Raw genomic sequence first — 13,420 nt, 5'->3', positions numbered from 1 at the left:
GCGCCGCACCCGCCACCCCGGATTCCGGCCACCCCCTAGCGCCGCAGGCCCACCTCGCGGGCCTTCCAGGCCAGGGCCATCGCGAACCGGACCGTGCCCACCAGCCCGGCCAGGGCGAGCGCGATCCACAGCGGGATCCCGAGCAGGCTCGGCCGGCCCGTGATCATCCGCTCGCCGGCGAGCCACACCCTGGTCTCGTGGCCGTCCGGATACAGCTTCCCGGTGGGCCGCTCCTCGCTGAACTCCCGGCCGCCGGCACTCCAGTGGTACGTGCAGCCGTAGATGTCGCGGCCCTGGTTCTGGTCGTCCAGCTCCCGGCCCGTCGTCCGGCAGCCCGTCACGGTGGCCGTGACGCCGGGCGGCTCGTGCAGCCTGGTCCGGACGGCGTAGGCGGCCTGCGCCGCCGCGAACACCGCGCCCAGGGCGAGCACCAGCAGCAGCACCAGCGCCACACAGGAGACGACGTAGTCGGTGGTGGAGACCCGACGCAGCAGCGGCAGCGAGGCACCGACGGCCGCCAGCAGCGCGACCCCGCACACCACCAGCCACCACCGCCGATCGCCCGGCAGATCCTGCGACCCCGCCCACACCACCGGCCCGGCCGCGCCCCCCAGCACCGCCACCCCCGCCACCACACCCACCGCACACCGCCGGTGCAGCGCCCCCCACTCCACGGAAGCCTCGCGCCCCACCCCGCCCCCTCTCCCCGCCGCCCACCCGCCCGACACCGCCACCCCCGAGGACGCCCCCACCCGATGTCACGGTTTCGGTCCGCGCCCGGTCTTCATCGGTGAACAGGGCGCGGCAGACACCCGCGCCCCCCGCTGCAGGAGAGGGACGAGCCATGGAAACCGTGACCGTGCGACGGGTCATCGCGGCGCCGATCGCCGAGGTGTTCGACTGGTGCGCCACGAGCACCAACTACACCCGCTCCCCGTTCGTGCTCAGGGCGCGCCTGGCCCGGCCCGGCGAGGGCGCGCCCTACGGGGTGGGCGCCGTGCGGCTGCACACCTGGCTGATCGGCTGGTTCAACGAGCGGATCACCGCCTACAACGCCCCGCACGGCTTCGACTACACCGTCGACCGCAGCTTCCCGCCGGCCCGGCACGAGTTCGGCCGGATGGCCTTCGAGGAGGTCCCCGAGGGCACCCTGGTCGTCTGGACGACCGGCTTCGCGCTCCCCATCCCCCTCGTCGGCGCGGCCTTCGCCCGCCGGGTCGGCAAGCCCGTCATCGCCCACGTCTTCGGCGCCATCCTGGCCGCCGCCGCCACCGACCTCGAAGCCGCCCCGAAGAAGCGCCCCTGACGCCGCGCCCCCCACGGCAGGAGCGGGACGGCTCAGGCCGGCGGGTTCGGCCGGTTCAGGCCGCGGTCGTAGGCGAAGATCACGGCCTGCACCCGGTCCCGGGCGCCGATCTTCGACAGCACCCGGCTGACGTGCGTCTTGACGGTCGACTCCGCGAGCACCAGGCGCTGCGCGATCTCGCCGTTGGTCCAGCCCCGGCCGACCGCGACCAGGATCTCGCGCTCGCGCTCGGTCAGGGCGTTCAGCCGCGGATCGTCCTCGGCGGCCGTGCCGGGCGGGCGCACGGGCAGGTGGTGGGCGTAGGCGTCCAGGAGGCGCCGGGTGATGGCGGGGGCGACGACGGCGTCGCCCTCGGAGACGGCGCGGATCCCGGCCAGGAGGTCCTCCGGGCGGGCGTCCTTGAGGAGGAAGCCGCTGGCGCCGGCGCGCAGCGCGGCGTGGGCGTACTCGTCGAGGTCGAAGGTGGTCAGGACGAGGATGCGTGAGCGCCCGCCGGTGGCGACGATGCGCCGGGTGGCCTCGATGCCGTCCATGCCGGGCATCCGGATGTCCATCAGGACGACGTCGGGCCGCAGGTCGGCCGCCAGGCGCACGGCCTCGGCGCCGTGCGCGGCCTCGCCGACGACCTCCGTGCCGGGCTGGCTCTCCAGCAGCATCCGGAAGCCGTACCGCTGGAGCGGCTGGTCGTCGACGATGAGGACCGTGGTCACGTCAGGCCGCCTGTCGGGTCGGGGTCGGGGGTGAAGGCGCCGAGGCCGCCAGGGCCGCCGGGTCCGTCGGGTCCATCGGGGGTGAGGTCGAGGACGGCCTCCACGGTCCATCCTGCCCCGGGCCCGGGCCCGGCGGTGACGGTGCCCCCGTACAGGGCCGCGCGTTCGCGCATGCCCGTGAGCCCGTGCCCCTCCTCGCCTGCCGCACCGCCGCGCACCGCCCCGCCGGGCGGACCGCCGTCCCGCACCCGCACCCGCAGGCGGCCGCCCTCGGCGGCCAGCGTCACGTGCGCCCGAGTGTCGGGCCCGGCGTGCTTGAGGGTGTTGGTGAGCGCCTCCTGGACGATCCGGTACGCCATCAGCTGCACCCCGCGGTCCAGCCGCTCCACCTCGCCGCGCGCGGTGTACACGACCTGCGGCCCGGCGGCCCGGATGCGCGCGCACAGTCCGTCGAGGTCGGCGATGCCCGGCTGCGGCGTGAACTCGGGGCCCTGCTCGCCCTGGTCGCGCAGGACACCGAGCATGCGCCGCAGCTCGCCCAGCGCCTGGCGGCTGGTCTCCCCGATCAGCAGCAGCGCCTCCCGGCCCCGCTCGGGGGAGGCCTCGGTCGCGTACGCGCCGCCGTCCGCCAGGGTGATGATCACGGACAGGTTGTGGCCGATGATGTCGTGCATCTCCCGGGCCACCCGGGTGCGCTCGGTGGCGGTGGCCAGCCGACTGCGCTGGTCGCGCTCGACCTCCAGACGCGCCGCCCGCTCGCGCAGCCCGGCGAGCTGGGCCCGGCGGATGCGCACCGCGATGCCGACGGCCACCGCCGCCGTCGCCGCGCTGAACAGGAAGAACAGTGCGTCCCCGACCGGCAGCCCGCCGGACAGCTCCACCGCGACCAGGGCCGACGCGCCGGCCATCGCCGCGCACGCCCACGCCAGGTGCCGCAGGCTCCCGTGCAGGGCCAGGCTGTAGAGGGCGACGAGCAGCGCGACGTCCGCGCGCAGCGCCACCCCCAGGGACCACTGCAGGACGAACACGGCCGCGACCGCCGCGAACGCCGTCGCCGGTCGCCGTCGGCGCCACAGCAGCGGTAGCAGCAGCCCCGCCTGCAAGGCCAGCAGCGCCGCCAGCGGCGGGCGGGCGAAGACGATCCGGTGCTCGCGCGCCCGCTCCCCGCCGTCGTGGAAGGGCAGCAGGTCCGGCAGGCAGAACAGCAGGAAGACCGCGGCCACCACCGCGGTGTCCAGCACCCACGGGTGGTCGCGGTCCGCTTGCCGCGCCCGCTGCCCCAGCCGGGCCAGGCGCGCGAACACCGGGTACCCCGACAGCGGGTCGCCCCCCGCCCCCGCGGCGGTGTCGTGCTCGCTCACGGCGTCACCTTCGTCCAGCTCGTCCGGAACGGTCGTCACCTTCGTCCAGCCCATCCGCAAACGGTCGTCACCTTCGTCCAGCTCACCCCGGAACGGATACGGATACGAAACGGGCCCGGTGCGGCACCCGACTCGAACGGGCACCGCACCGGGACGTCCACGCAGTCTCCCAGCCCTCAGGCGTCGCTGCGCATCAGCCGCACGGCCGCGCCCGCCAGGGCGAGCACCGTCCACAGCAGGAAGACCGCCAGCCCCGCGGCGGGCGACAGCGTGGCCGCGTCGTGGTGCAGGGCGAACATCGCCTGGCCCGCGTTGCTGGGCAGGTACGGGCTGATGTGGTCCTGCCAGGACGAGGGCAGCAGCGAGATCAGGCCGGGGACCAGCATCAGCGAGGCCACCAGCACCGAGATGCCGCCCGCCACCGACCGCAGCAGCGCGCCCAGCGCGACACCGATCACGCCCGCCAGGGCGAGGTAGAGCCCGGCCCCCAGCAGGCCGCGCAGGACGCCGGCGTCGGAGAACGTCATCGCCGCGCGGGTACCGGAGAGGATGCCGCTGTCGGCCGCGAAGGCGACGAACACCCCGACGGTGCCCAGCAGCAGCACCACCACGCCGTACACCGCCGCCTTGGACCACAGCACCGGCAGCCGGCGCGGCACCGCGGCCAGGGTGGAGCGGATCATGCCGGTGGAGTACTCGCCCGCGGCGACCAGCACGCCCAGGACGCCGAACGCCAGCTGCGCGAAGTTGGTGCCGAACAGCGACAGGCTCAGGGCACTGGCGTCGGCGAAGTCCCCCCGGTCCATCGGGCGCCCCGAGGTGATCCTCGACTTGAACTGGAATGCGGCGATCAACCCGAACGCGACCAGGAACAGCAGGCCCAGGCCCAGCGTGATCCAGGTCGAGCGCAGCGACCACAGCTTGGCCCACTCCGAGCGCAGCACGCGCACGGGCGTCACCCGGTAGGCGGGGCGCGCGGGCCGCCGGTCGGCGGCCGCGGACGGCTGGCTCGGTGCGATGGTGCTCATGCCGCGCTCCTCGGGGACTCGGCGCCGGCACCCGCACTGGCGGCGGGCCCGGTCGCGGTGGTGGTGCCGTGGTACTCCACGGCGTCCCTGGTCAGCTCCATGAACGCCTCCTCCAGGGAGACCGTGCGGGTGGTGAGCTCGAACAGCGCGATGCCCTGCTCGGCGGCCCGCAGGCCGATCTCCCGCGCGGCCAGGCCGGTGACGAGGAGCTCCTCCGAACCGGAACGGCCGGTGACCTCCACCCCGGGCCCGGCCAGCGCCGTGCGCAGCCGGGCCGGATCGGCGCTGGCCACCTTCACCACGTCGCCGCCGGCCTGGCGGACCAGGTCCTGCACGGTGGTGTCGGCCAGCAGCCGGCCCCGCCCGACGATGATCAGGTGGTCGGCGACCAGCGCGACCTCACTCATCAGGTGCGAGGACACGAAGACGGTGCGGCCCTCGGCGGCCAGCGAGGTGAGGAGGTTGCGGATCCACAGCACGCCCTCCGGGTCGAGACCGTTGACCGGCTCGTCCAGCATCACCGTCGCCGGGTCGCCCAGCAGCGCCGCCGCGATCCCCAGCCGCTGGCCCATGCCCAGCGAGAACGCCCCGGCACGCTTCCTCGCCACCGACTGCAGCCCCGTCAGCTCGACGACCTCCTCCACCCGCGAGCGCGGGATGCCGTGGGTGTGCGCCTGGGCCATGAGGTGGTTGAACGCGGAGCGCCCCGGGTGGATCGACTTGGCCTCCAGCAGCGCCCCGACCTCCTGCAACGGCGCCGCGTGCGCGGCGTAACGGCGCCCGTTGACGCGCACCGAGCCGCTGGTGGGCGCGTCCAGCCCGACGATCATCCGCATGGTGGTGGACTTCCCGGCGCCGTTGGGCCCGAGGAAGCCGGTGACCGTGCCGGGCTTGACCATGAAGTCGAGCCGGTCGACGGCGGTCTTCTCCCCGTACCGCTTCGTCAGCTGGTGCGCCTCGATCATCGCTCACCCCTACGCTCCGGGGCCGGACCGTCCCGGCCTCCCTCACACTCCACGCTAGGCGCGGCGCCGGCGCGATCCGTGGTACCCCGGACCGATCATCGGAGGGGGCACGGTACCCCGGTACCACGCCAGGACCGCCTGTTGCGGTTACATCACGACGTGTCCGATTCATCGAGTATTGGACCGGAGTGCGGCGATTAACTTTGTTGGCAGTGATGCGAACGGTCTCTCATAATGCCTGCTGAGACGCGTGATGGACGGTCCGGAGAACCGCCGGGGGAGCGGTTTGCGAGGAAGTCCGTGCGCGAGATCCCACATTTTCCCGGGGGAGTTCCTTGTCCGCGCCCGAAAACGAAACAGCCGCCGTTCCGGAGCAGCCCGACGCCGCGCCGGAACCGGCCGCCGTACCGCAGCACCCCGCCGTACCGCAGCACCCCGCTGCGCCACAGCACCCCGTCGTACCGCAGCACCCCGTCGTACCGCAGCCCGACGCTGCGCCGCAGCACGCCGCCGCACCCGAACCGGCCGCGCGCCGGCTGCCGCGCGCCGTCGGTGTCGCGCTGGCCACCGCCGGCCTGCTCGCCGTCACGGCGACCAGCGCCGCGGTGACCGTCGCCGTCGGCAGGCCGGACACCCGCCCGGCCGCCGCCGCCGCACCCGCGCCGGCCACCACCACCGCCTCCAGTCCGAGCCCGACGGCCTCCGCCACCCCGCTACCGGTGCCGACGCCCACCGCCGCCCCGACCACCCCCAAGCCGGCCAGCACCGTCAAGGGGACCGTCAACGGCGGCAAGCACGAGGGCGACCTGCGCTACTTCCTGCTCCCGATCCCGGACGGAGGCGAGTCGTACGGGCCCGCGGACGGGATGACCATGACCAACGACGACGTCGCCGACCTGTTCGGCAAGCAGGACGGCATCATGGACATCCTCGGCTCGTACGGCTACCAGTCGGGCGCCACCCGGATGTACCGGACGGCCGACGGCAAGGCCGAGGTCACCGTCACCCTGCTGCGCTTCGGCTCCACCTCGATGGCGCGCGAGTTCGTCCAGGGATACACCCTCAAGTCGCAGGACCCGATCGACATCGACGGCGACCCGAACGCCCACGGCTACCTGCACAAGCCCAAGCAGCAGGCGTACACCGGCTCGATGACCGGCATCTCCAGCCAGGGCGACGTCCAGTACACGATCGACGTCGAGGTGAAGGGGACACCGGACAAGGCGCTGCTGAGCGGGCTGATGAAGCGCCAGCGCGAGTGGCTCGCCTCCGGCGGCTGAACGCAGCTGAACGCGGTTGAACGCGGTTGAACCCGCGCCGCCGCCCGTCCCGACGCCGTCCTTCCCACCCTCCTCTGGAGCCACCCCGTGACCACCGAACCCGCGCTGCCCCCGCCCGGCACCGCGCCGGCGCCCGCCTCCCCGCCGCAGCCCCACACCGCGCCCACCGAATCGCCCGCCACCGAATCGCCTGCCGCCGAACCGCCTGTCGCTGAACTGCCTTTCTCCGCACCGCAGTTCACCACTGAAATGCCGTCCGGCGCGCCGGCTCCCGAGCTCCTGCCGCCCGCCCCCGAGCGGGCGCCCCGCGCCCCGCGCCGCCCGCGCCCGGTGCTGCTGGCGGTGTCCGGCCTGGTGCTGGGCACCCTGGCCGGCGGCGGCGTCGGCTACGCCGTCCAGGCCCAGCGCCCGCCGACGCCGCTGCCGCCGATCCAGGTCGCGCGCCCGTCCTACCCGGCCGCGGTGGTCGACCCGACCGCCTTCGCCGCCCAGCAGCCCAAACCGCTGGCCATCGACGGCGACCTGCTCAAACTGCTGATCGGTGCCCCGGACGGCAGCGCCGCCTGGGGAGAATTCCCGGACAAGCCGAGCTGGGTGTCGGTCGGCGAGCTCGCCGAGCACAGCGACAGCGCGGTCCGCGACTTCAAGGACCTGAACTCCCGGGGCTTCCGGCGCGCGGCCGAGGTGGACTGGAAGAAGGGCGACACCAGGTACCGCGTGTCGCTGGTCCAGTACGCGCCGGACCGCGCCAACGAAGCCGCCACGCACGCCGTCGGCACCACCCGCAACCTGAAGCCGTTCGCCGACGGCGCCAACGGCGGCTACCGGGTGGACGAGGCACCCAGGTACTGGGCCGACAGCGCCGATCGGTACTACTACGGCCAGGCCGTAGCCCAGCGCGGCACGGTGGCGATGGTGGTGGAGGTCTTCGACCCCAAGCCGGTGAACCCCGATGTCGTGAAGGACCTCGCCAAGCAGCAATGGGAGCGGCTGGTATGACCGACAACAGCATGACCGGGACCCCGGCCGCCACGCCGGCGCCGACCGCCCCCGAGGCGGCCCCGGCCGCCGTCGAACAGTCCGCCGCCGAGCAGCAGTTCGCCGCCGATCCCGCCGCGCCGACCGCCGCCGATCCCGCCGCGCCGACCGCCGCCGATCCCGCCGCCCCGCGCCCCGCCTCCCGCCGCCTGCTGCGCGCGGGCGCCGCGACGGCAGCGGCGGCGCTGGCCGGGGTGGCCATCGGCGTCGGCATCATCAAGACCCAGTACGACGACCCCGCCCCGGCCGTCGCCGCCGGGCCGTCCGCCGCGCCCGTCCCGACCGCGACCGCCACGCCGTTCGGCGCCAAGTCCAACGGCAACCACTTCGGTTCGCTGCGCGACCTGCTGCTGCCCGTCCCGGCCGGCTACGAACCCGGCCCGGACGAGGGCGGCTACGGCAACGACACCGAACTCGGCGCCGAGTTCCTGTCCGCCGAACTGGACGACGAACTCCAGCAGATCCCCAAGGACAAGCGCGACAAGCTCCGCTCCTACTGGGAGGGCCTGCACGTCAAGGCCACCGGCGTGCGGACGTACCGGACCAGCGAGGACGACCTGGTGGTCGGCCTGAAGCTGCGCCAGTTCAACCAGCAGGAAGTGCAGAAGCTCAACGAGTACACCGCGGTCTTCACCGGCGACACCGGCCTGTTCCGGATCGGCCCGGAGATCCCGGGCCACCCCGAGGCGCACTGCTACCTGATGCCGGCGCCGCCGTCCGCGCCGATCGACTACCTGGAGTGCTCGGCCGCCGAGGGCGACCTCCTGGTGGTCATGAACGTCGAGGGCGTGGCACCGCTGCCCAAGGACCGGATCGTCGCCCTCTTCACCCTGCAGCTCGACCGCCTCGCCCGCCCGGGAGCGTCCGCATGACCGACCACGCAACCCCGCACGAACCCGCCGCCCCCGCCGAGACCCCCGCCGAGACCCCCGCTGAGGCCGCCGTCGAGACCCCCGCGGGCACCTTCGCCGAGTTCCCCGCCGCTCCCGCCGCGGAGACCCCCGAGGAGCACGAGGCCCGCCTCGCCCGGCGCAGCGCCCGCCGCAGGGCGGCCGCGCGCTGGGCCACCGCCACCCTGGTGTTCGCCCTCGCGGGCACCGGCGCCGCGCTGGCCGTCACCGCCCCCGAGCGCACCGACCTGCCCGGCCTGGCCACCCCGGGCGACGGCCGCTACACCTTCCCGCCGCTGACGCTGCCGCCGCTGCCCTCCGGCAGCAGCACGCCGGACCGTACGGGCGGCAAGAACGCCCTGCACGCCGCGGACCTGCGCTACCTGCTGCTGCCCGCCCCCAAGGAGGCCGGCGGCAGCCTCACCCCGGCGCTCTACCCGGTTCCCACCGCCTCGGCCACCGGCACCCCGTCGGCGAGCGCGACCCCGAGCCCGACCGCCTCCGCCTCCGCCTCGGCGTCGGCGTCGGCGTCGGCGGGCGCGAGCCCGTCCACGGCCCCCGCCGGCCAGGCTCCGGCCGACTGGGTCACCTGCGACGCGATCCTCGCCGAGCAGCGCGACCCGGCCGAGCTCCGCGCGCTGCTCCTGCAGGACGCCTGCCGGGCGGCCACCGTCCGGGAGTGGACGGCCTCCGACGGCACCCGCACCCAGATCCGGCTGCTGCGCTTCGGCGCCTCCTTCGAGTCCTGGAACGTCTTCTCCTCCCTGCGCTCCGACGCCAAGCCCAATGCCCTGCCCGGCGCGAAGAGCACCTCCCACAGCGCCTGGGACACCGTCGAGGGCGTCCACCTGGACGCCCAGGAGAGCTCGGCGAAGGGCGCCAAGGGCACCCCGAACGCCCGCATCGCCTACCTCTGCGCCTCCGACCTCGTCGCCGTCGTCACCATGACCAACCCCGACGGCGTCCCGGACGCGGCCTTCCGCCAGGTGGTCACCCTCCAGTCCGACCTCCTCGCCTGACACCGGCCCCAGGGCCCGCCGCCCCCGGGCCCGCCGCCCGCACGCCCCTCACGCCGTCAGCCGGGCGGCGGCGGGCAGGTGGTCGCTGGAGGTGGCGGGCAGGGTCCAGGCGGCGGTGGCGGGCAGGCCCCGGGTCATGACGTGATCGATCCGGGCCAGCGGGAAGACCGCCGGCCAGGTGAACCCGAAGCCGCCGCCCGCGCTGTCCTGCGCGGAGCTCAGCCGGCTGGCGACCGGGGTGAGCGCGTGGTCCCCGGCGGCAGTGTTGAGGTCGCCCAGCAGCAGCACCCGGTGCAGGGGCTCCTCGTCCAGCGCGGCGCCGAGCGCGGCGAGGTTGCGGTCGCGGTGAGCGGTGGCGAAGCCGGTGACGTTGAGCCGGACGGAGGCGAGATGGACCACGTACACGGCCAACGGCCCACCAGGGGCCTGGACTTCGGCCCGCAGTGAGCGGCTCCAGCCCGGGTCGATGGTCAGCCGCCGTGCGTCGGTCACCGGGTAGCGGCTCCACAGCGCGACGGTGCCGATCCGCGTGCGGTGCGGCAGTTCGGCGTCCAGCACGCGCTGGTAGACGGGCAGCGCGGCGTCGGTGACCTCCTCCAGGGCGACCAGGTCGGGGCTGGCGGCGAGCAGCGCCCGGGCCGTGCCGGCGGGGTCCGGGTTCTGCGCGCTCACGTTGTGGGTGACCACGGTCAGGCCCGCACCGCCGGCCGGGCCCGCACCGCCCCCCGGCGGCGGGCCGCCGCCGGCGAGCACCGGCCCGAGCACGACGGCCCACACCGCGGCCAGCACCACCGCGGCGCACGCCGGCACCGGCGCTCGCCGCAGCGCGGCGGCGAGCAGGACGGCGGGCACCACGACACCGGCCCAGGGCAGGGCGCTCTCCCACAGGCTCCCCAGCTGGACGCCCAGGCTCGGCACCCGCCGGTGACCGGCCAGGGCGAGAGCGGTCAGCAGGGCCACGGCGGCGGCCACACGGCCGCGCCGCCAGCGCCCGACCGGCGGGCGCCGCTGCCGCCGCCGGCCGCCCGGGAGGGAGACACCCGCCGAGGCGCCCCCCACCGTCCCCTGTCCCGCCCCCGCCACCGCTCCCGGCCTTGAGACCGCCCCCGCCCCCGGCGCGAGCCCCTCCTGCGATCGGATCATGAACGCCCCCTACCCGGCCGCGTCGGGCAACTGGGCCGGACAGGTCCCGCCAGGGCTGGTCAGCAGCTCGAAGTGCCAGATCTCGTTGGCGTACACCTGGCAGAGCCCGTACCGCGCGCCGTGCTGGATCAGCCAGTAGTCGGCATTGGTCGGACCGATGTCGATCGCCTTGCCCGAGACGTGCGCCGACTTCTCCGGCGTGTTCACGAACTGCCTGGCCCGCTCCAGGCTCCCGTACCTGGCCACCCCCTTGTCGAGCAGCCGCTGCTGGTACTCCTTGCTGCGCCAGCCCGAGGTGACGGTCATCTCGATGCCCTGGGCGCGCGCGTCCCGGGCGGCCTGCTGGACGGCTGCCAGCAGCGGTCCGTCCAGGTTGCCCACCGCCGGCGCCCCGGTGTCGAACGGGGTCAGCTTCGTGCCGTCGGGAATGTCGCCGTCCGCCCCCGCCGAGGAACCGGACCCCGGAGCGAGGGAGGAGGAGAACGGCGCGACGGTGGCCGCCAGGGTCCGCAGCGCCGCCTCGGTCGCCGGCGGATCGGCGGCCGCGCAGGCGCCGGCCAGCGCCAGCACCACCACCGCCCCGGTGCCCACGGCCACCGCCCGCCGGCCGCCCCCCACCGGCCGCCACCGCGTCGCCTCCTGGCGCGTCGTCCCGTCCATCCCTGCCTCCCGGCGCTCGTCACTTCGCCGCGACGGGGAAACCCGGCGGCCACACCATGGGAGGAAAAGCGGTGTTACCAGGACGTCTGCACTAGCCGATACGTTTTCGATAGGCCCGTTCGTGTCCAATGGACGGCAACGGCAACGGCAACGGCAACGACAGCAAGAGCGGGACGGGAGAACAGCGCGTGCGGGTCCTGGTGGTGGAGGACGAGATCTACCTCGCCGAGGCGGTCCAGGCGGGCCTGCGCCTGGAGGCGATCGCCTGCGACATCGTCACGGACGGCGACGCCGCCCTCGAACGCCTCGCCGTCCACACCTACGACGTCGTCGTCCTGGACCGCGACATCCCCGGCACCCACGGCGACGACGTCTGCCGCACCATCGTCGAGCACCGCCTGGGCTGCCGCGTCCTCATGCTCACCGCCGCCGCCCGCCTCAACGAGAAGGTCGCCGGCTTCGAACTCGGCGCCGACGACTACCTGACCAAACCCTTCGACCTCGCCGAACTCGTCGTCCGGCTGCGCTCCCTGGCCCGCCGCCCCGCCCAGGCCGCGCCCCCCGTCCTCGAATACGCCGGACTGCGCCTGGACCCCTTCCGCCGCGAGGTCTACCGCGACGGCCGCTACGTCGCCCTCTCCCGTAAGCAGTTCGCCGTCCTGGAGGTCCTGATGACCGCACGCGGCGGCGTCATCAGCGCAGAGAACCTCCTCGAACGCGCCTGGGACGAGAACGCCGACCCGTTCACCAACGCCGTCCGCATCACCATCTCCGGCCTGCGCAAACGACTCGGTGAACCCTGGGTGATCCAGACCGTGCCCGGCGTCGGCTACCGCCTCACCGACGGCACCCCCACGTGAGCGCCCCGCCCCGCACCCGCCCCGCGCCGCGACCGCGCCGCCTGACCGCCCGCCTGCGACTCACCCTCAGCTACACCCTCTTCGCCGTCATCACCGGCACCCTCTGCCTGGCCGTCGTCTACGTCGGCATGCGCTACATCCCCAACTACCCGCTCACCTCCTCCAACCCCCGCGACCGCCTCTCCGCCCCCTCCCGCCAGGAGATCCTCCGCTCCCTGCTCACCATCTCCGGCTACGCCCTGGCCCTGCTCACCGCCGTCGGCACGATCGGCGGCTGGTTCATCGCCGGCCGCGTCCTGCGGCCCCTCCAGGACATCACCAGGGCCGCCCACCGCGCCGCGAGCGGAGCACTCGAACACCGCATCGCCCTCGCCGGCCCCCGCGACGAGTTCACCGACCTCTCCGACGCCTTCGACGAGATGCTCGAACGCCTCCAGCGTTCCTTCGACGCCCAGCAGCGCTTCGCCGCCAACGCCTCCCACGAACTGCGCACCCCCCTGGCCATCACCCGCACCATGCTCCAGGTCGCCGCCGCCGACCCGGCCCGCCAGGACTGGACCACCCTCGTCGCCCGGCTCCAGGACACCAACCAGCGCGGCATCGAGATCAGCGAAGCCCTCCTCCAACTCGCCGACCTCGGCCACACCGCCCCCGAACTCGAACCCCTCGACCTGGCCCGCACCACCCGCGACGCCCTCGCCGCCGTCCAGGAGGAGGCCGCCGCCCTGGGCGTCACCGTCACCACCGACTGCCGGCCCGCCCCCGCCACCGGCAACCCGGTCCTGCTGCGCCAGGCCGCCGTCAACCTGCTGCAGAACGCGCTGCGCCACAACCTGCCGACCGGGGGATCCGTCACCGTCACCACCGGGGCCGATCCGGACCGCCCCGGCCGGGTCCGGCTCGCCGTCACCAACACCGGCCCCCGCCTGGCCCCCGAGACCGTCCCCACCCTCACCGAGCCCTTCCTGCGGGGTCGCGGCCGCACCGCCCAGTCCGACCCCGCCCGCCGCGGTCACGGCCTCGGCCTGGCCATCGTCGTGGCCGTCACCGACGCCCACCACGGCGACCTCGGCCTCGCCCCCGCCCCCGGCGGCGGCCTGCACGCCACCCTCAGCCTCCCCGCCCGCTGAGCCCGGCCGCCGTCCCGCCGAGCCCCGGCC

General features: G+C 74.8%; 14 protein-coding genes. 7 read left to right on the top strand and 7 right to left on the bottom strand.

Annotated features, from left to right (window positions below):
- Positions 1-35: 35 nt before the first annotated feature.
- Positions 36-623 carry a hypothetical protein gene (locus AC07BF_RS22835; RefSeq protein ID WP_363586831.1) on the bottom strand — a complete coding sequence of 196 codons (588 nt, stop codon included), beginning with the start codon at positions 621-623 and terminating at the stop codon, positions 36-38.
- A 221-nt stretch (positions 624-844) separates the two neighbouring features.
- Here AC07BF_RS22835 and AC07BF_RS22830 point away from each other — a divergent pair, with 221 nt between their 5' ends.
- A complete protein-coding gene (locus AC07BF_RS22830) occupies positions 845-1,306 on the top strand; it encodes an SRPBCC family protein (protein ID WP_363630979.1) in 462 nt (153 codons plus the stop codon).
- A 32-nt stretch (positions 1,307-1,338) separates the two neighbouring features.
- Here AC07BF_RS22830 and AC07BF_RS22825 read toward each other — a convergent pair whose 3' ends face one another.
- The 4 genes from AC07BF_RS22825 to AC07BF_RS22810 form a co-directional block, all read right to left on the bottom strand.
- A complete protein-coding gene (locus AC07BF_RS22825; RefSeq protein WP_400986872.1) occupies positions 1,339-2,016 on the bottom strand; it encodes a response regulator in 678 nt (225 codons plus the stop codon).
- Positions 2,013-3,431 carry a sensor histidine kinase gene (locus tag AC07BF_RS22820; protein WP_478333855.1) on the bottom strand — a complete coding sequence of 473 codons (1,419 nt, stop codon included), beginning with the start codon at positions 3,429-3,431 and terminating at the stop codon, positions 2,013-2,015. Before AC07BF_RS22820 ends, AC07BF_RS22825 begins: the two co-directional genes overlap by 4 nt.
- A 122-nt stretch (positions 3,432-3,553) precedes the next feature.
- Positions 3,554-4,405, bottom strand: a complete 852-nt coding sequence (locus AC07BF_RS22815) for an ABC-2 transporter permease (protein WP_478333854.1) — start codon at positions 4,403-4,405, stop codon at positions 3,554-3,556.
- Positions 4,402-5,370 carry an ABC transporter ATP-binding protein gene (locus AC07BF_RS22810; protein ID WP_363589069.1) on the bottom strand — a complete coding sequence of 323 codons (969 nt, stop codon included), beginning with the start codon at positions 5,368-5,370 and terminating at the stop codon, positions 4,402-4,404. Before AC07BF_RS22810 ends, AC07BF_RS22815 begins: the two co-directional genes overlap by 4 nt.
- 335 nt (positions 5,371-5,705) lie before the next feature.
- On the opposite strand from AC07BF_RS22810, the gene AC07BF_RS22805 reads away from it, so the two are divergent.
- The 4 genes from AC07BF_RS22805 to AC07BF_RS22790 all read left to right on the top strand — a co-directional run bounded on the left by AC07BF_RS22805 (position 5,706) and on the right by AC07BF_RS22790 (position 9,597).
- Positions 5,706-6,650, top strand: coding sequence for a hypothetical protein (locus AC07BF_RS22805; protein ID WP_478333853.1), 945 nt, complete (start codon positions 5,706-5,708; stop codon positions 6,648-6,650).
- Between the two features lie 87 nt (positions 6,651-6,737).
- A complete protein-coding gene (locus tag AC07BF_RS22800) occupies positions 6,738-7,649 on the top strand; it encodes a hypothetical protein (RefSeq protein ID WP_478333852.1) in 912 nt (303 codons plus the stop codon).
- The gene (locus tag AC07BF_RS22795) at positions 7,646-8,560 is read left to right on the top strand and encodes a hypothetical protein (RefSeq protein ID WP_478333851.1); all 915 of its coding nucleotides are present in this window, start codon (positions 7,646-7,648) and stop codon (positions 8,558-8,560) included. Before AC07BF_RS22800 ends, AC07BF_RS22795 begins: the two co-directional genes overlap by 4 nt.
- A complete protein-coding gene (locus AC07BF_RS22790; RefSeq protein WP_478333850.1) occupies positions 8,557-9,597 on the top strand; it encodes a hypothetical protein in 1,041 nt (346 codons plus the stop codon). The genes AC07BF_RS22795 and AC07BF_RS22790 overlap by 4 nt, the downstream gene beginning before the upstream one ends.
- Positions 9,598-9,645: 48 nt before the next feature.
- Here AC07BF_RS22790 and AC07BF_RS22785 read toward each other — a convergent pair whose 3' ends face one another.
- Both AC07BF_RS22785 and AC07BF_RS22780 read right to left on the bottom strand, forming a co-directional pair.
- The gene (locus AC07BF_RS22785; RefSeq protein ID WP_478333849.1) at positions 9,646-10,569 is read right to left on the bottom strand and encodes an endonuclease/exonuclease/phosphatase family protein; all 924 of its coding nucleotides are present in this window, start codon (positions 10,567-10,569) and stop codon (positions 9,646-9,648) included.
- Between the two features lie 180 nt (positions 10,570-10,749).
- The gene (locus tag AC07BF_RS22780) at positions 10,750-11,400 is read right to left on the bottom strand and encodes a M15 family metallopeptidase (RefSeq protein ID WP_478333848.1); all 651 of its coding nucleotides are present in this window, start codon (positions 11,398-11,400) and stop codon (positions 10,750-10,752) included.
- Between the two features lie 188 nt (positions 11,401-11,588).
- On the opposite strand from AC07BF_RS22780, the gene AC07BF_RS22775 reads away from it, so the two are divergent.
- Both AC07BF_RS22775 and AC07BF_RS22770 read left to right on the top strand, forming a co-directional pair.
- A complete protein-coding gene (locus tag AC07BF_RS22775; RefSeq protein WP_063353004.1) occupies positions 11,589-12,260 on the top strand; it encodes a response regulator transcription factor in 672 nt (223 codons plus the stop codon).
- Positions 12,257-13,390, top strand: coding sequence for a sensor histidine kinase (locus tag AC07BF_RS22770; protein ID WP_363589083.1), 1,134 nt, complete (start codon positions 12,257-12,259; stop codon positions 13,388-13,390). Before AC07BF_RS22775 ends, AC07BF_RS22770 begins: the two co-directional genes overlap by 4 nt.
- The last annotated feature ends 30 nt before the right edge of the window (positions 13,391-13,420 follow it).

The sequence above is a fragment of the Kitasatospora sp. NPDC043950 genome (assembly GCF_056435345.1).
This window is presented reverse-complemented; position numbering and strand designations above follow the sequence as displayed.

Bases quoted from the DNA above. Each gene is read 5' to 3' on its own strand.
- AC07BF_RS22810 (WP_363589069.1), bottom strand. From the start codon at position 5,370: ATGATCGAGGCGCACCAGCTGACGAAGCGGTACGGGGAGAAGACCGCC.
- AC07BF_RS22790 (WP_478333850.1), top strand. From the start codon at position 8,557: ATGACCGACCACGCAACCCCGCACGAACCCGCCGCCCCCGCCGAGACC.
- AC07BF_RS22780 (WP_478333848.1), bottom strand. From the start codon at position 11,400: ATGGACGGGACGACGCGCCAGGAGGCGACGCGGTGGCGGCCGGTGGGG.
- AC07BF_RS22815 (WP_478333854.1), bottom strand. From the start codon at position 4,405: ATGAGCACCATCGCACCGAGCCAGCCGTCCGCGGCCGCCGACCGGCGG.
- AC07BF_RS22820 (WP_478333855.1), bottom strand. From the start codon at position 3,431: ATGGGCTGGACGAAGGTGACGACCGTTCCGGACGAGCTGGACGAAGGT.
- AC07BF_RS22795 (WP_478333851.1), top strand. From the start codon at position 7,646: ATGACCGACAACAGCATGACCGGGACCCCGGCCGCCACGCCGGCGCCG.
- AC07BF_RS22830 (WP_363630979.1), top strand. From the start codon at position 845: ATGGAAACCGTGACCGTGCGACGGGTCATCGCGGCGCCGATCGCCGAG.